The sequence below is a fragment of the Thalassospira sp. A3_1 genome (assembly GCF_017744215.1).
In the GTDB taxonomy this organism is placed as follows: domain Bacteria; phylum Pseudomonadota; class Alphaproteobacteria; order Rhodospirillales; family Thalassospiraceae; genus Thalassospira; species Thalassospira lucentensis_A.
In genome coordinates this window covers 429,625-444,968 of the sequence record NZ_JAGHQQ010000001.1, presented here as the reverse complement: position 1 = coordinate 444,968, position 15,344 = coordinate 429,625, and the positions used below count along the sequence as shown (strand labels likewise).

The window sequence follows — 15,344 nt, the reverse complement described above, 5'->3', positions numbered from 1 at the left end:
CAGGCTTGTTAATTTCGCCTATTAATCACAATCAGGTTGACCCGGTTTGAAGGCCTTCTGCTTGCAAGAAATATCTGAACTTTGGTCAGATAGGAGTCTCAGCGATCCGCCAGAAGCTAGCTATATAGGTCAATTCGCCTGTCGTTGTCTAGTGCGTTAGGCGAAAAAAAGACATGGCTTTCTGAGCCGTAAGGTGTGGAATGACGTGCATAGCTGGCATGCAATTCCTGAATGACCGCAGGTTGCAAAAGGTTTTCCTGAGGTAGGAGCTGGCCCAAAAGCTGCGCCCAAAATGCTGCACTGCCCCCAGGATCATGGGGTTCAAGCCATGCGCCACCGTTCTGCGCGATTTCCCGTACAGGCGAAACCAGTGCAGTGATATCCATCCCGATCCCGGCAGGGCCGTCTGTTCCACTACTTGCAGCGTCGGGCCTGCGGGCCGGGTGCAAGGGGATCGGTGTGATCGCTGTCATGTCATTTTGCGGTTTTGTGCGTTTAACCGGGGTATTTAACTGGTCTTATGCAAGGGACTCCATTCAAGGGGGCGTAAACCCGGCAAAAATTGCCGCCTTGCGACAGGTGCCGGGCGGTGAAAAACGTTAATGAAAAGTTTATGCAGGAATGATGCCGCGACACATGCGGGCAAAAACAAAAAAGCCCCGGAAAATCCGGAGCTTTCTGCGTGATGCTTTGAAATGAACGGGTTTGGGGCCGTTTACTTGCTGGCTTTGTTGTTGACCAGACTGTTGAGCTGCGCCTGCATGGCTTCGAGCTGGCTTTTCAGGTCATCAAGGGATGCGTCATTTTTTGCCGGTTTGCCGCTCTGGGCTGCATCGGCTTTCCCGTTGGCCTTGTCGGCCTCTTCCTGAAGGAAGGGGGAAAACATCTTCATGGTTTGCTCAAACAGCGCCATGTTCTGCTTGTTCATTTCCTCGAACTGGCCGAACGGGAAAATGCCCTGCATCGTGCCCTGCATATATTCGCGCATCTGTTCCTGATTATGCGCAAACGAACGCATCGCCTGTTCCAGATAGCTTGGCACCAGACCCTGAAGGCTGTCGCCATAGAACCCGATCAATTGACGCAGGAAGCTGATCGGCAGCAGGTTCTGCCCCTTGTTCTCTTCCTCGACAATAATCTGTGTCAGGACCGGACGGGTGATATCCTCGCCGGTCTTGGCGTCATAAACGACGAAATCGGTATTGTCCTTGACCATCTGCGACAGGTGGTCAAGCGTCACATACGAACTGGTCGCAGTGTTATAAAGGCGGCGGTTCGCGTATTTCTTGATAACGACGCGATCCTGATCATCTGATTTTTTCGTGGTCATGACGTTATTCCCTGCTTCCCTGTTTCCCGGACGTTTGGCTTGGGCAGTGCGGTATGAAATACCTTGTTTGCGATTGCACAAATTTGAATGTTGCGCAGCATTTTGAATTTTGCGCCTGCTCAAGCGTGCATAAGAGTGCCGTGTAAATTCCAATGTGTCCAGTGTTCAACGCGATGTGCGCTGCGAAAAACAACCTCTGGTCCCGGTTGCTGCCGCGCAGCAATGGATTTCGTTTTCGTGCAGGCCCGAACCCCCTATAGTATTTGCCAGTCACAAGGCGCATGTCATCTGCGTGATCTGTATCAGAACCGGGGGAAGCAACATTGTCCGACACAGGGGCGAAAAAGGATCAGGATCCCGACGATCTGCCCAATGACAACCTCGAGGATGAACTTGACGATCATCTTGATCATCTGGCCCAGCAGTTCATGGACCTTTGGCGCGAACAGGTTGCCGCAACGGCCGATGGTGCCGACGCGGCAAGCGCCATCGGGCGGCTTTACGCATCCCTTGGGGCCGATACTTCGCGGATTGGCGAGGGGTTCGAGGCATGGGGCAAGCTGATCGGGCAACTGGCAACCGGCCAGAAACCCGGGGCTTTTCCCGGTGCTGCTCCGGGCGGTTTTCCGGGTATGACAGCGGGTTTGATGCCCGAAACGATCCCGGAAATGATCAAGGGCACGCCGATGGACCCGGCAGCCAACCCGATGGCGGCCATGTTCAATCAGATGTCAAAAATGGCAATACCCGGTTTTCCACCCGGTGGGCCTTTCCCGCCAAATATGGCGACGATGGCCGGAATGACGGGCGCAACCAGCGCCGATGAAACGTCCCATCCGGACGCAGCCGCCAAAGATGCCGATACGGCCAAGGCCGCCGCAGGCAGGATAGACAAGACAGGCCAAAGCAAGAAAACGGGGCAGGGAAAAAATGAGCGCGCAAAACCGACAGCAGACAAACCCGCCGAAAAGGGCAAGCAATCGTCGCGCGGGACCAAGGCCGCTGGCGATGCATCTGGCGGTCGAGATGACGAGTTGGCTCAGCTCACGCGCCGCATTGCCGATCTTCAGGAAACAATTTCTGCCCTGGAGGCCGGAACTGCAGGAGCAGGCGAAGAAGCTCCTGAGCGAGATGGAAAACCATCATCCTGACGATATCGCGCAGGCACTTGATCGTGTCGCCTTTGCCAGCCAGTCGGCCTTTCATGACGGTGTGCGTGCCTACCAGAAACATGGCTATAAACGCGGTGCCGATGATGCGCCGGTGATCTGGGAAGATGGTGCAACCCGCATTCTTGATTACGGTGCGGTCGAAGATGCCAAGCCCAAAAGCCCGCTTGGCATTGTCGTGCTGGTGCCGTCGCTGGTGAACCGCGGCTATATCCTTGATCTGAACAAAAAACGCAGCTTCGCCCGCTTTCTGGCCAAGGCCGGATACCGGCCGCTTCTGGTCGATTGGGGCTATCCCGGCGAAGAAGAAGTCAATTACGGCCTTGATGATTACATCGCCGGTCGTCTGGTCACCGCCCTTCAGGATATCGCCGATATGAATGGCGGGCCGGTGCCGATGATCGGCTATTGCATGGGGGGCGTGCTGGCGCTGGCCGCGACCCTGCTGGATCCCGCGCAGGTATCGCGTCTGGTGCTGTTGGCGACCCCTTGGGATTTCATGGCGGCCGGTCCGACACAGGGGCGCATTGCCGCGGCCTTCGCGCCGTCCTTGCCCCATATGCTGTCGATCCATGACAGCCTCCCGGTCGATGTGCTGCAAAGCCTGTTTGCAAGCCTTGACCCGTTCATGATCGGAGAAAAGTTTCGCCGCTTTGCCTCCATCCCGGCCAATTCGGCCAAGGCCGATGATTTTGTCGCCCTTGAAGACTGGCTGAATGACGGTGTGCCACTGACCCGCCGGGTGGCGATTGATTGCCTGATTGGCTGGTATGTCGAAAACAAACCGGCCAAGGGCGAATGGCAGATCGACGGCATTGATATCAACCCGGCCAATATCAGCTGCCCGACACTTGCCGTCATCCCGGAAAATGACCGGATCGTCCCGCCCGAAAGCGCGCAGGCTCTTTTCGCGTCCCTGCCCGAAGATATGCGAACCGAATTGCACCCATCGGCCGGTCATATCGGCATGATGGTCGGATCGCGCGCGGAAAAATCCACATGGGTGCCGATGCTTGATTGGCTGGCGGAAACGAAATAATCAGGTACCGGTTTCGGTCGCAGTCACGGGGGCGGTTTGCCAGCGCAGCGTCAGGCGTGCAAGGGCGGCAATGATCAGCAATGTCAGGATCACCCGCCCGACCAGAACGACCCAGATATCTGCACCAAGGGCCAGCATGATCGCCGTATCCTCTATCAGCGAATGCGACAGCGACAGCCAGCTTAGCGACAGAAAAAGGGTGCGCGGCGGGAAGTTCTTTTTGCGCGCCTCGTCAATGATCAGCGCCCCGCCATAGGTCAGGCCCAGCAACACCCCAATGGTCGTCACCGGGGCGACGTCGCGCGATAATCCCGAAACCCGCAGGATCGGCATCATGCCGCGCGTGATGCGCTCGGTAATTCCTGTTTTATCAAGGATATCGAGCAACACCAGCAATCCGACAATCACCGCAAAGCTGACAACAAGCGATTTGACTGTCTGGATGGTCCAGTCGATCCAGCCTTCAAGGCCAGTTGCGGCTATAACGGTTTCACCGCCGGCCATCCATGAAAAATCAACCGGTTCGGAAAGCCATCCGGTGGTGTCGCTGATCCATGTGACCAGTGCGGCGTAAAACACCGCCGTGCCAAGCCGAAGCGCAGTCGTCGCGACAAAGCTGGCCCCGGCCCTTTTGACAATTGCCTGTTCGACCGGAAGCCCATGGGCAAACAGCATCATGGCGCAAAGCGCACTGAGCTGCGCCGCTGTCATATCAAGATGGGCGGATAACCCGATAAACGCCCCGACCGCGCCATATATACTGACCAGTGCGCAGGTCGCCCAGATCAGGCCTGCCTCGGGCGGCAACCCGATCAGGCTCATGACAGGGGATAACAGATCGGATGTAAAGGCAACCGCGCCGAATTCATCGGCGATGCGCACAATGATCATCACCGGCAACATGACCTTGATCAGGGTGATGAACAAACGCTGGCTGCGGTTTAGCAAATTCAGGAAATAGCGATGCATGGGGCGCGAGGTTCCGGGCTTCTTGGGTGGTACGCGGGTCATATGTGGGGCATTCGTTTAACGATGCGCATCCTCGCATAACCATCGTATTATTACGCGGCGAAATTACGTGCTTTTGTGCAATAATACGGCGTAATTTTATCACTTGGCGCTTCGGAGTTGCAGATATTGGCCGACCTTGACCGTATCGATACCAAAATCCTTCGGATATCGCGAATGCAACCCTTGCCGATCATGTTGGTCTGTCGCCCTCGGCCTGTTTGCGCCGTGTCGCCAGACTGCGCGAATCTGGGGTTATTCGCAAAACTGTCGCCGTGATTGATCCGGCGCTGGTCGGGCGGCCACTGACTGCGGTGATCAATCTGGAATTTCATCGCCATGGCAACCGCTATCGGCAGGACTTCATCAAAAAAGTCCGCACCCTTGAAGCCGTTCGGCAATGTTACCTTGTCACCGGCGAGGTCACCGGTGTTCTGGTCCTGCATATGCGCGACATGGCGGAATATACCGCCCTTTGCGAAACCCTGTTTGACGCGGACGACAACATCGTCTGGTACCGCACCTATATCGCGACCGAGATATTAAAGGATGAAGTCGGGGTTGCGTTATAGCCGTTTCAGGCAAACTATGAGGATAACGGATCTGCGCGGATTTGCCCGGCCCATACACCCGGAAACAAAACTGTCCGAAAGTGGTGCGTATCAATGCTTGGCTTTTTGTTGCGTCGCGATAAGATCGTAGGTGGATTGCAGGTCCGATCAGCAGGATCGTCAGGGTCCGGGGAAAAACGTATTCAAGATATAATCGGAGGGTTTCATGACAGACGTCGTAATTGTGGGTGCAGCACGCACACCGATCGGCGCTTTTAGCGGTTCGCTGGCCAATACCCCAGCACACGAGCTTGGCGCTGTTGCCATCAAGGCGGCTCTGGAACGTTCCGGTGTCGAGGCGGATGCCGTAAACGAAGTCATTTTCGGTCAGGTCCTGACCGGTGGGGCCGGACAGAACCCGGCACGCCAAGCGGCCATCGCGGCGGGTATCCCCGATAGCGCAACCGCCTTTGTCATCAACCAGGTTTGTGGTTCGGGCCTTCGCACCGTTGCCCTTGCCGCCCAGCAAATCATGGCGGGTGACGCCAAAATCGTTGTCGCCGGCGGTCAGGAAAACATGTCCATGTCACCGCATGTCGCCAATCTGCGCGCCGGTCACAAGATGGGCGATGTCAAATTCATCGACAGCATGATCAAGGATGGCCTGTGGTGTGCTTTCAACGGCTATCACATGGGCAATACCGCGGAAAACATCGCCAATAAATGGCAGATCACCCGCGAAGATCAGGATGCCTTCGCGACCGCGTCCCAGAACAAGGCAGAAGCCGCCCAGAAATCCGGTCGCTTCAATGATGAAATCGCCCCCGTTACCCTTTCCTCGCGCAAGGGTGATGTGATCTTCGATGCCGATGAATATCCGCGCCACGGTGCTTCTATCGAAGGCATGGCAAAGCTCCGCCCGGCGTTTGACAAGGAAGGCACGGTAACCGCGGGTAACGCATCGGGCATCAATGATGGGGCCGCCGCCCTGATTGTCATGTCGGCCGATGAAGCCGCCAAACGCGGCCTGACGCCGCTTGCGACGATCAAAAGCTGGGCGACTGCCGGTGTTGATCCTGCCGTCATGGGCTCCGGCCCGATCCCGGCATCGCGCAAGGCACTTGAAAAGGCTGGCTGGTCGGTTGGTGATCTTGACCTGATCGAAGCCAACGAAGCCTTTGCCGCACAGGCAATTGCGGTCAACCGCGACATGGGCTGGGATACCGATAAGGTCAATGTCAATGGCGGGGCGATCGCCCTTGGCCATCCGATCGGCGCATCAGGCGCACGTGTCTTTACCACCCTGCTTTACGAAATGCAGAAACGCGATGCCAAAAAAGGCCTTGCGACATTGTGCATTGGCGGCGGCATGGGGGTCGCACTGTGCGTCGAACGCTGATCGCTTCGAACCATCTGATTGGATGAAACGTGCAGGGCGGCCTCCTTTGGGGGCTGCCCTGTTTGTTTACCCGAGGACGCAGATGAAATTCGACCAAAGTTCACGCATTTCACGTGACATGGATGATGGAGAAGAAATAAAGTTACGTTTATAGTTCGTTTTGTGGACTAAAGTTTCGCATGTCGTAGAAGGGCAAACTACGGGATACCGATACATGAATTCGATGACTGAAGTTTAGGGAGGCGACCATGACAAAAACAGCACTGGTAACCGGTGGTACACGCGGAATTGGCAGGGCAATCAGCCTGGCGCTTAAGGAAGCGGGCTATACGGTTGCGGCAAACTATGCCGGCAATGACGAAGCCGCGCGCGCCTTCACCGACGAAACCGGCATTGCGACCTTTAAATGGAGTGTCGCGGACGCGGATGCCTGTGCCGATGGCATCCGGCAGGTCGAATCCGAAGTCGGCCCTGTCGATTTCCTGATCAATAATGCCGGTATCACCCGTGATGGCTTCATGCACAAGATGTCCGTCGATCATTGGCAGGCAGTGATTGAAACGAACCTGAGTTCGCTGTTCTATATGACCAAGCCGGTTCTGGATGGCATGCGTGAACGCGGCTTTGGCCGGGTGGTCAATATCTCCTCGATCAATGGTCAGGCCGGTCAGCTTGGCCAGACCAACTATTCCGCGGCCAAGGCCGGGGTGCACGGCTTTACCAAGGCATTGGCACAGGAAGTCGCGCGCAAAGGTATTACGGTCAATACCATCGCGCCGGGTTACATCAATACCGACATGGTTGCTGCGGTTCCCGAAAAGGTTCTTGAAAGCATCATCGCGAAAATCCCGGTCGGACGTCTGGGCGAGGCCGAGGAAATCGCACAGGCCGTCCTGTTCCTGTGCGGCCCGAATTCCGGCTTCATCACCGGTTCCTGCCTGTCGCTGAATGGCGGACAGCATATGTTCTGATCGCATTGCTTGCGTTCAAACTCATCAAAACACCCCGCAGATTGCTGCGGGGTGTTTTGCGTTTACAATCACGCTTTCAGAACGTCGTCGGTCGTTACAATCTTGGCAAATGCATCGGCCAGAATGGCCAGTTCGGCGCGGTGCAATTCTGCGGCCGGGATGGCAGCGTGATCGGTGGTTGCAGGCAGGTCACGTGTGGTGACCGCATCCCCGGCGATGGTAACCTGCAATCCCTGTTCGTTGGCGGAACGTGCGGTGGTCGACACGCAGACATGGGTCATGAAACCGCTCAGCACCACATGTTTCAATCCGGCCTGATCAATCAGGTCGCGCAGATTGGTGCCGCCAAAGGCATTGGGCACATTCTTTGTCAGAACCGCCTCGCCCTCATGGGGCGCAACTTCGTCCATGATCGCGGCATACGGACCTTCGGGATCAAACAATCCCTGTCCGTGATGCTGGATATGGATCAGGGTGCCGTTCTGTACGCGCCAATGGGCGATCAGGCGGGCAACATTGTCCAGTGCCGGTTCAAGCTCTGATAGCTTCAACCGCCCGCTGCGATATTCTTCCTGGGCATCGATCACGACCAATGCCGCATCACGAACCGATCCGGTCGGCAGTTCAACGCCAAGAATTTCAAAGATGGATTGTGCGCTCATGGTGGCTGTCCTTTCAAAGTGAATTGGATAGCCCGATCATGCATCTGCATGTTTGCAGTTTAAATCCGTCAATTTGCAGATATGATCTGCGTATACGCAGAAATCATAACCGGGTGACGATCCATGGATTGGGAAGCCTTGCGAACATTCGCGGTCGTTTGCCGCGCAAATACCATGAGTGCCGCCGCACGCGAACTCGGCGTGAATCAGACGACAATCGCGCGTCGCATTGCCCGCCTTGAAGAAGTCACCGGCTTTCCCGTCCTGCTGCGTCGGGATGGCCAGATGAGCCCGACATTGCGTGCGCAAAGCCTTCTGAAAACCGCAAGGGCGATGGAGGCCGAAGTCAGTATCTTGCTCGAAGCAAATGGCACTCTGTCGGAAAAGGCGGCTCGTCCGGAAATATCGGGTGTTGTTCGCGTTGCCGGGGTGGATGTGATTTTTGAAAACTGCATCGCCCCGCGTCTGGGGGAACTGACATCAAATCATCCGTCCCTTTGCGTCGAACTGATTGGCGGCAACCGCAATCTAAGCCTGCCGCAACGCGAAACCGATATAGCGCTGCGTCTTGCCCGGCCACAAACCGGGGCATTTCACATCCGGAAAATCGGTGTGATGGAATACGGTATTTACGGTCCGGCCGGGATGGATGACCCGACCACTGCACCGTGGGTCGATCTTGACGATGCGTTTGCCGACAAGCCCGAACAGATATGGCTCAACCGCCATTTCCCCAATCGCCACACCATCAGTCGATCCAACCGCGGATCCATCATGGCGACGATGGCATGTTCGGCCAATGCCTTTGCCCTGCTGCCACGATGCCTGGGCGATCGCATCCCGGGGCTTACGCGCAAACCCGATATCGATCCGGAGGGACGCGAAATCTGGCTCCTGATCCATCAGGATATGCGCCATGTGCCGCGCGTGCGGGTTGTTGCCGAATGGGTGTCTGATGTGCTGATTGGCAATCCGGCTATTAAATCCGTGTGATCCTGCATTGTTCGTTTGACAGGCCGCTGTCTTGGTTGTGATTATTGGAATGTTACAACTTATGATATTGGTGGGCGGGCCATGGACGAGCACAAAAAATACACATCGGCCAACCGTGCCGCATGGGATGCCTCCGCACCGTTGCATGAAGTCGGTGAAACCTGGCAAAGACTTTTGGCCGAGGTTGCGAAAGCCGATTTTTCGACATTCGACGAAACCTTGCGGGAAACGCTGGCGGATGTCGGTGTCGCGGGAAAACGCGTCGTGCAGGTGTGCTGCAATAATGGTCGCGAAGTGTTGTCCTTGTCGGCCATGGGCGCAAAAACTGTGCTTGGGATTGATCAATCCGATGCATTTCTCGCGCAAGCCCGGAAGCTGGCTCATCTGTCGGGACGGAAATGTGATTTCCTCTGTGCTGACATTTACGAGTTACCGCAAGACACACCGGGCGATTTTGACCTTGGTTTGATTACCATCGGCGTTCTGAACTGGATGCCGGACCTGAAACGTTTCTTCGATGCTGTCTCAGGGCTGCTGGCTCGGGATGGGGGGCTCGTTATCTATGAAACCCACCCGTTTCTTGAAATGTTCGACCCGTCTTCTGCCGATCCGTTTTCACCCTCCCAGTCTTATTTTGACCGTGGGCCACACGCAAATGAAGGTACCATAACGTATGACGGATCTGATGGCGGGCAGGGACCTGTTTCATGGTGGTTTTCCTACACGATGGGCGAAATCGTGTCTGCGGCTATTGCAGCCGGATTAAAGCTGGAATGTTTTAACGAATATCCGCATTCAAATCGGGAAACTGAATTTGATATCTATGAAGACAGGAAAGCCCAGATCCCGATGTGCTATACGCTGGTGTTGCGAAAAGAGCGGTAATTCTTATGGATGGAACAATGATTACGCCGCGGTAATCGTGATATCGGCCAGGATGCTGCTTTTCTGAACGGTATGCGCGTTGGGGATGTCATTATCCGATGCTTTTTGCCGTGCTGCTGGTTCGTCATGGCCATGATCAAGCCACCGTTGCACAAGACGCCTTTCCAGAACCGGAAGCGGTATGTCGATGAACAGGGTCAGGTCGAACAGGCCTGCCAACTGGTTCCAAGGCGACTGGTTGAGCAACAGATAATTGCCTTCGACAATCACGATCCGATGGCCGCGTGAAACGCATCGCGCCGATCCGCGTGACAGTTCCAGATTGCGGTCAAACACCGGCACATAAACATCGTCAATGTCGTCGCGAATGGCATCAAGGGTGCGCTTGAAGCCGCTGGTATCGAAGGTTTCCGGTGCCCCTTTGCGCGGGAGGAGGCCGCGTGCGGAAAGGATGGCATCATCGAAATGATACCCATCCATCGGCACGACAACAGCCCCGGCCTCATCACCCCCCAGATGGTGATGAAGCCGTTCGGACAAGGTTGACTTGCCCGAGGCTGGTGCCCCGGCGATCGCGACAAGGAGGCGTCGATCGCCAATACGTTTGTCCCTGATCATCGCAGTCAGGGTCTCGATATCCGGTATCATCCCGTCATGCCGCCGCCGATATTTCGGGTGGTTCCTTGGCGCCGGTCATGAAGGCGACCGCGTCCGACATGCTGTAATCATCGGGATTTATTGTACACAGACGTTTACCCAAACGGTGAACATGAATTCGATCCGCCACCTCGAACACATGCGGCATATTGTGTGAAATCAGCACAATCGGCATGCCGCGCGATTTGACATCGGCAATCAGTTCCAGCACCCGGCGGCTTTCCTTGACGCCCAATGCCGCGGTCGGTTCATCCATGATCACGACGCGCGATCCAAAGGCCGCCGCACGGGCAACCGCAACCCCCTGGCGCTGCCCGCCCGAAAGCGTTTCGACCGCCTGATTGATGTTCTGGATGGTCATCAGGCCAAGCTCGGAAAGCTTTTCACGCGCAATTCGCTGCATGCCCTTATGGTCCAGTGCGCCGAAATACTTGCCCATGAAACCCGGTTTACGAAGCTCGCGGCCCATGAACATATTGTCCGCAATCGAAAGGGCCGGCGAAAGCGCAAGGTTCTGGTAAACCGTCTCGATGCCTGCCTCGCGGGCTTCCATCGGTGATGAAAAGCGCACCGGTTTGCCATCAAGCTCGATCGTGCCTTCATCAACCGTGATCGCACCTGAAAGAGCCTTGATCAGCGATGATTTCCCCGCACCGTTATCGCCGATCACCGCAAGGACTTCACCGGGATAAAGGTCAAAATCCGCCTGATCAAGTGCGGTCACCCGGCCATAGCGTTTAACGATACCGCGTGCGCTCAAGACCGGCTTTTTGTCCATGCTCATGACGATACCTTTCTGATCCACTGGTCGATGGCAACGGCAATAATTGTCAGCCAGCCAATCGCAAACACCTGCCAAAGAACATCAACGCCGACAAGCCGCAGCCCGGAATTGAACACGCCAACGATCAATGCCCCGATCAACGGGCCAATGATCGAACCGCGTCCGCCAAACAGCGAAATGCCGCCAATCACAACTGCGGTAATCGACTGCAGGTTTGCTTCCTGAAAACTTTGCGGCGATACCGAGCCAACGCGCCCGATCGATGCCCACGCCCCAATGCCGCAGACAAGCCCTGCAAGGCCATAAACCATGATAAGCGTGCGGTTGGTGCGAATGCCAGAAAGCTCGGCGGCTTCCTTGTCATCGCCGATGGCATAAACATGCCGGCCCCAGCTTGTATGGTTCAGGATGTACCAAAGGACCGCAAAAATCACCAGCATCAGGACCGAGCCATAGGTGATCCGTGCCCCGCCAATCGCGATGCTTTCGCCAAAGAATTTCAAAAGCGGTGCGATTTCGTCCAAGGTCTGGCTGCGGATCGACTGCGCGCCCGAAAGCCAAAGGTTCAGCGCAAAGAAAATATTCCACGTGCCCAGCGTCACGATAAACGGCGGCAACTTGATCCGGGTGACCAGAAACCCGTTCAGCATCCCGGCCAGAATCCCGCCGACAAACCCGATCAGGATAGCAAGCGGTGCCGGAACGCCAAGCGTAATCGCAAGCTGCCCCATAATGACCGACATCAGCACCATGATCGCACCGACCGAAAGATCAATCCCGGCAGTCAGGATCACAAGGCTTTGGGCCGCGGCCAGAATGCCGATGATCGAAACCTGCTGCACAATCAGCGACAGGTTGAACGGCGAAAAGAACTTCGATCCCGCCAGCGCCCCAAAAATGATAATCGAAATGACAAGGACAATCACCGGCACCATTGTCGGATTGCCATGCAGGAAATGCTGCGTGGCATCCAGAAAGTTCCGGCTTTTATGTTCGAACTGCGCAACCGCCTTGTCGCTGGCGTCAAGCGTCTGTTCGTATTCCTGTTTTGTACGAGATGTGCGAGCAGTTTCGCTCATCGCTTCCTCCCGGCCTGGTCGTGAATATCGGTTGCGAAAAGGCATGCGCAACGGCTCATCACATGCCCCCGCCGGTTCTGATGACCGGTTTGCATCGGGTAGGGGGCTGACCAAGTGTAACCTTTTTGTGGGACAAGAGGGCGGCGTTTATGACCGCCCTCCTCGAATATCGGAACGTTGCGTTGGGAATTAGCCCCAGCAGCGTTTCATGCCTTCCTCGATATCAATCGACGGAACGCCTTCTGCCGGATCACCGGTTACAAGGTTAACCCCGGTATCATAGAAGTTAAGACCTTCGGAATTGGCCGGTTTTTCACCGCTTTCGGCCCAGGATTTGATCGCCTCGATCCCCTTGTAGGCCATATCAAGCGGATATTGCTGCGATGTCGCGCCAATCACGCCATCCTTGACGTTCAAAACGCCCGGGCAACCACCATCGACCGACACGATCAGAACGCCTTCTTCCATGCCAAACGATTTCAGCGCCTCATAGGCACCGGCAGCGGCCGGTTCGTTGATGGTATAGACGACATTGATTTCGGAATCCTGCTGCAACAGGTTTTCCATCGCCTTGCGGCCGCCTTCCTCGTTACCGTTGGTGATGTCATGGCCGACAATACGGGGATCATCTTCATCACCGATTTTGTTCGGATCCTTGATGTCGATCCCGAACCCTTTCATGAAGCCCTGATCGCGCAGGACATCAACCGATGGTGCACTTGGCGTCAGGTCAAGAAACGCGATTTTCGCATCCGAGGCCTCATCGCCAAGTTTGGCCGCGGCCCACTGACCGATCAGTTCACCCGCCTTGAAGTTATCGGTGGCAAAGGTTGCATCGGCCGAGTCAATCGGTTCAAGCGGTGTATCAAGGGCAATCACCAGCAACCCGGCATCGCGCGCCTTTTTGACAACCGGTACAATCGCCTTGGTGTCCGATGCGGTCAGAAGGATGCCCTTCGCACCCGATGCAATGCAGGATTCAATCGCCTGCACCTGGGTTTCATGGTCGCCATCGATTTTACCGGCAAAAGTCGAAAGGTTGACACCATTGGCAACAGATGCCGCCTGTGCGCCTTCTTTCATTTTCACGAAGAACGGGTTGATGTCGGTTTTGGTGATAAGGCAGGCACCGATTTCATCGGCTTTGGCCCCGTTGGGTGCAACGGTAAAGCCAAGCGCAAGCGCCCCAAGGGTGGCGCCAACAAGAGTCTTCTTCATCTGTTTCCTCCCAGGAATAACCTGATGTTCGGCCATTTTGGCCGGATTTGTTCATTTTGCGACAGGTGGAACGTATCGTTACGCACGTCTTTTGCGCCTGTCTGTTGCCTACGACACACCAAATGCGTGAAGCTGTCAATTAATAAATCCGATTGATTTATTAATTAATCCTGTCACTCTTATTAGCAATCGGGCAATAAAGGACCCGAGTGGGAGGACAACGGATACCAATGACAGCTTCACTGAATACCAACCCGGATATCACCGGGGATGAGGGGCAGGGAGCGCGTCCGCTTCATCCGGGCGGGGGTGCGAACCAGTTGCGCGTGCGCGCCTATAATGAACGGCTGGTGCTGTCGCTGGTCCGCCGCAATGTCGGATTGTCCAAGGCCGATATCGCCCGTCTTTCCGGCCTGTCCGCCCAAACCGTCTCCGTGATCATGCGTGCCCTTGAAAAGGATGGCCTGCTTAAACGTGGTGATCCGGTGCGCGGCAAGGTTGGCAAACCATCGATCCCGATGGCGCTTAACCCGGATGGTGTTTTTTCCTTCGGCCTTAAAATCGGACGACGCAGTGCCGAACTGATCCTGATGGATTTTGTCGGCACGGTGCGGGCCAGCCTGAACGAAGCCTATAAATACCCGACCCCCGATGGCATCCGCAAATTCGTCCGCGCCTCGGTCGAACAATTGTCCGGCGGGCTATCCACTGCCCAGCGCCAACGCATCGCCGGGATCGGCATTGCCGCGCCGTTTGAATTATGGAACTGGGTCGAAGAAGTCGGCGCACCACCCGAAGATATGAGCGCCTGGCGCGAAGTCGATCTGATCGATACCATTGGCGAAATCGTACCGTTTCCGGTCTTTCAGCAGAACGATGCAACGGCGGCCTGCGGGGCGGAACTGGTCTTTGGGGCGGGGCCGAATTATTCCGACTTTGCCTATTTCTTTATCGGTTCGTTCATCGGCGGTGGTGTGGTGCTTAATCAGGCGCTTTATGCCGGTAAAACCGGCAATGCCGGGGCTTTTGGTTCCATGCCCGTGCCCTCGCGTTCCGGCCATCCCAGCCAGTTGATCGATCAGGCATCCATCTTCGTGCTCGAAGAAATGCTGACCCGCGAAGGACGCGATCCCGCCTTGTTGTGGAAGGACCCCGATTACTGGCATCAGCTTGGCGCAACCCTTGATCTCTGGATTGATCACACCGCGCGCGGCCTTGCAATTGCCATTACCTCGGTCTGCTCTGTGATTGATTTCGAAGCCGTTATTGTTGATGGCGGTTTCCCCACCGATGTCTGCGCCAAAATCGTCGATGCCACACGCAAGGCAACGCTGAAACTCGACCTGCAGGGCATCGCCACTCCGCATATCGAACAGGGTGTCGTCGGCAGTGCCGCCCGCGCCATCGGGGCGGCCAGCCTGCCATTGTTTTCCCGCTATCTGCTTGATCAGAACGTCCTGTTCAAACAGATGGCCTGATCAGATAGCTGAATAGTTGCATCACTCTGAAGTCGTTGGATATTTGATTGTCGAGGCGATTTATTGGTCGGCTACAGTTTTAACCTCTTGGAACGGCGGGCTGTTTACAACTATAACGGAG

Annotated in this window: 16 protein-coding genes; 8 read left to right on the top strand and 8 right to left on the bottom strand. The window is 55.8% G+C overall.

What is annotated here, in order from left to right:
- Positions 1-116 precede the first annotated feature (116 nt).
- The gene (locus J7395_RS02030; RefSeq protein ID WP_209220374.1) at positions 117-386 is read right to left on the bottom strand and encodes a hypothetical protein; all 270 of its coding nucleotides are present in this window, start codon (positions 384-386) and stop codon (positions 117-119) included.
- 329 nt (positions 387-715) lie between these two features.
- The gene (gene phaR / locus J7395_RS02025) at positions 716-1,330 is read right to left on the bottom strand and encodes a polyhydroxyalkanoate synthesis repressor PhaR (RefSeq protein WP_209220373.1); all 615 of its coding nucleotides are present in this window, start codon (positions 1,328-1,330) and stop codon (positions 716-718) included.
- Positions 1,331-1,653: 323 nt separating this feature from the next.
- Between phaR and J7395_RS02020 the strand changes: the two genes are divergently transcribed.
- On the top strand, positions 1,654-2,481 hold the full coding sequence (locus J7395_RS02020; RefSeq protein WP_209220372.1) for a hypothetical protein: 828 nt from the start codon (positions 1,654-1,656) through the stop codon (positions 2,479-2,481).
- Positions 2,462-3,538 carry an alpha/beta fold hydrolase gene (locus J7395_RS02015; RefSeq protein ID WP_209220371.1) on the top strand — a complete coding sequence of 359 codons (1,077 nt, stop codon included), beginning with the start codon at positions 2,462-2,464 and terminating at the stop codon, positions 3,536-3,538. The genes J7395_RS02020 and J7395_RS02015 overlap by 20 nt, the downstream gene beginning before the upstream one ends.
- Here J7395_RS02015 and J7395_RS02010 read toward each other — a convergent pair whose 3' ends face one another.
- Positions 3,539-4,549: a hypothetical protein gene (locus J7395_RS02010; RefSeq protein ID WP_247741925.1), complete on the bottom strand. Its 1,011-nt coding sequence runs from the start codon at positions 4,547-4,549 to the stop codon at positions 3,539-3,541.
- Positions 4,550-4,821: 272 nt separating this feature from the next.
- Between J7395_RS02010 and J7395_RS02005 the strand changes: the two genes are divergently transcribed.
- From J7395_RS02005 to phbB, 3 genes are all read left to right on the top strand, one after another.
- A complete protein-coding gene (locus J7395_RS02005; RefSeq protein WP_348541199.1) occupies positions 4,822-5,118 on the top strand; it encodes an Lrp/AsnC family transcriptional regulator in 297 nt (98 codons plus the stop codon).
- Positions 5,119-5,323: 205 nt separating this feature from the next.
- Positions 5,324-6,496, top strand: coding sequence for an acetyl-CoA C-acetyltransferase (locus tag J7395_RS02000; protein ID WP_062960838.1), 1,173 nt, complete (start codon positions 5,324-5,326; stop codon positions 6,494-6,496).
- 248 nt (positions 6,497-6,744) lie between these two features.
- Complete coding sequence (gene phbB / locus J7395_RS01995; RefSeq protein ID WP_062948099.1) at positions 6,745-7,467, top strand: acetoacetyl-CoA reductase; 723 nt, start codon at positions 6,745-6,747, stop codon at positions 7,465-7,467.
- A gap of 68 nt (positions 7,468-7,535) precedes the next feature.
- Here the strand turns inward: phbB and J7395_RS01990 are convergent, their stop codons facing one another.
- Positions 7,536-8,129: a cysteine hydrolase family protein gene (locus J7395_RS01990; RefSeq protein ID WP_209220370.1), complete on the bottom strand. Its 594-nt coding sequence runs from the start codon at positions 8,127-8,129 to the stop codon at positions 7,536-7,538.
- Between the two features lie 123 nt (positions 8,130-8,252).
- Between J7395_RS01990 and J7395_RS01985 the strand changes: the two genes are divergently transcribed.
- Both J7395_RS01985 and J7395_RS01980 read left to right on the top strand, forming a co-directional pair.
- Positions 8,253-9,122 (top strand): LysR family transcriptional regulator, encoded by an 870-nt coding sequence (locus tag J7395_RS01985; RefSeq protein WP_209220369.1) that lies wholly within the window; start codon positions 8,253-8,255, stop codon positions 9,120-9,122.
- Positions 9,123-9,137: 15 nt separating this feature from the next.
- Positions 9,138-10,007: a class I SAM-dependent methyltransferase gene (locus J7395_RS01980; RefSeq protein WP_247741923.1), complete on the top strand. Its 870-nt coding sequence runs from the start codon at positions 9,138-9,140 to the stop codon at positions 10,005-10,007.
- A 21-nt stretch (positions 10,008-10,028) separates the two neighbouring features.
- On the opposite strand, the gene J7395_RS01975 is transcribed toward J7395_RS01980, so the two are convergent.
- The 4 genes from J7395_RS01975 to J7395_RS01960 all read right to left on the bottom strand — a co-directional run bounded on the left by J7395_RS01975 (position 10,029) and on the right by J7395_RS01960 (position 13,745).
- A complete protein-coding gene (locus J7395_RS01975) occupies positions 10,029-10,655 on the bottom strand; it encodes a nucleoside triphosphate hydrolase (protein WP_209220368.1) in 627 nt (208 codons plus the stop codon).
- Between the two features lie 4 nt (positions 10,656-10,659).
- A complete protein-coding gene (locus J7395_RS01970; protein ID WP_197467411.1) occupies positions 10,660-11,448 on the bottom strand; it encodes an ATP-binding cassette domain-containing protein in 789 nt (262 codons plus the stop codon).
- Positions 11,445-12,527: an ABC transporter permease gene (locus J7395_RS01965; RefSeq protein ID WP_097052039.1), complete on the bottom strand. Its 1,083-nt coding sequence runs from the start codon at positions 12,525-12,527 to the stop codon at positions 11,445-11,447. Before J7395_RS01965 ends, J7395_RS01970 begins: the two co-directional genes overlap by 4 nt.
- 189 nt (positions 12,528-12,716) lie before the next feature.
- Complete coding sequence (locus J7395_RS01960) at positions 12,717-13,745, bottom strand: sugar ABC transporter substrate-binding protein (RefSeq protein WP_062948087.1); 1,029 nt, start codon at positions 13,743-13,745, stop codon at positions 12,717-12,719.
- Positions 13,746-13,975: 230 nt separating this feature from the next.
- Between J7395_RS01960 and J7395_RS01955 the strand changes: the two genes are divergently transcribed.
- The gene (locus tag J7395_RS01955) at positions 13,976-15,223 is read left to right on the top strand and encodes an ROK family transcriptional regulator (protein WP_097052038.1); all 1,248 of its coding nucleotides are present in this window, start codon (positions 13,976-13,978) and stop codon (positions 15,221-15,223) included.
- The last annotated feature ends 121 nt before the right edge of the window (positions 15,224-15,344 follow it).

Bases quoted from the DNA above. Each gene is read 5' to 3' on its own strand.
- J7395_RS02030 (WP_209220374.1), bottom strand. From the start codon at position 386: ATGGATATCACTGCACTGGTTTCGCCTGTACGGGAAATCGCGCAGAAC.
- phaR (WP_209220373.1), bottom strand. From the start codon at position 1,330: ATGACCACGAAAAAATCAGATGATCAGGATCGCGTCGTTATCAAGAAA.
- J7395_RS02015 (WP_209220371.1), top strand. From the start codon at position 2,462: ATGGAAAACCATCATCCTGACGATATCGCGCAGGCACTTGATCGTGTC.
- J7395_RS02010 (WP_247741925.1), bottom strand. From the start codon at position 4,549: ATGACCCGCGTACCACCCAAGAAGCCCGGAACCTCGCGCCCCATGCAT.
- J7395_RS02000 (WP_062960838.1), top strand. From the start codon at position 5,324: ATGACAGACGTCGTAATTGTGGGTGCAGCACGCACACCGATCGGCGCT.
- phbB (WP_062948099.1), top strand. From the start codon at position 6,745: ATGACAAAAACAGCACTGGTAACCGGTGGTACACGCGGAATTGGCAGG.
- J7395_RS01990 (WP_209220370.1), bottom strand. From the start codon at position 8,129: ATGAGCGCACAATCCATCTTTGAAATTCTTGGCGTTGAACTGCCGACC.
- J7395_RS01985 (WP_209220369.1), top strand. From the start codon at position 8,253: ATGGATTGGGAAGCCTTGCGAACATTCGCGGTCGTTTGCCGCGCAAAT.
- J7395_RS01975 (WP_209220368.1), bottom strand. From the start codon at position 10,655: ATGATACCGGATATCGAGACCCTGACTGCGATGATCAGGGACAAACGT.
- J7395_RS01970 (WP_197467411.1), bottom strand. From the start codon at position 11,448: ATGAGCATGGACAAAAAGCCGGTCTTGAGCGCACGCGGTATCGTTAAA.
- J7395_RS01965 (WP_097052039.1), bottom strand. From the start codon at position 12,527: ATGAGCGAAACTGCTCGCACATCTCGTACAAAACAGGAATACGAACAG.
- J7395_RS01960 (WP_062948087.1), bottom strand. From the start codon at position 13,745: ATGAAGAAGACTCTTGTTGGCGCCACCCTTGGGGCGCTTGCGCTTGGC.
- J7395_RS01955 (WP_097052038.1), top strand. From the start codon at position 13,976: ATGACAGCTTCACTGAATACCAACCCGGATATCACCGGGGATGAGGGG.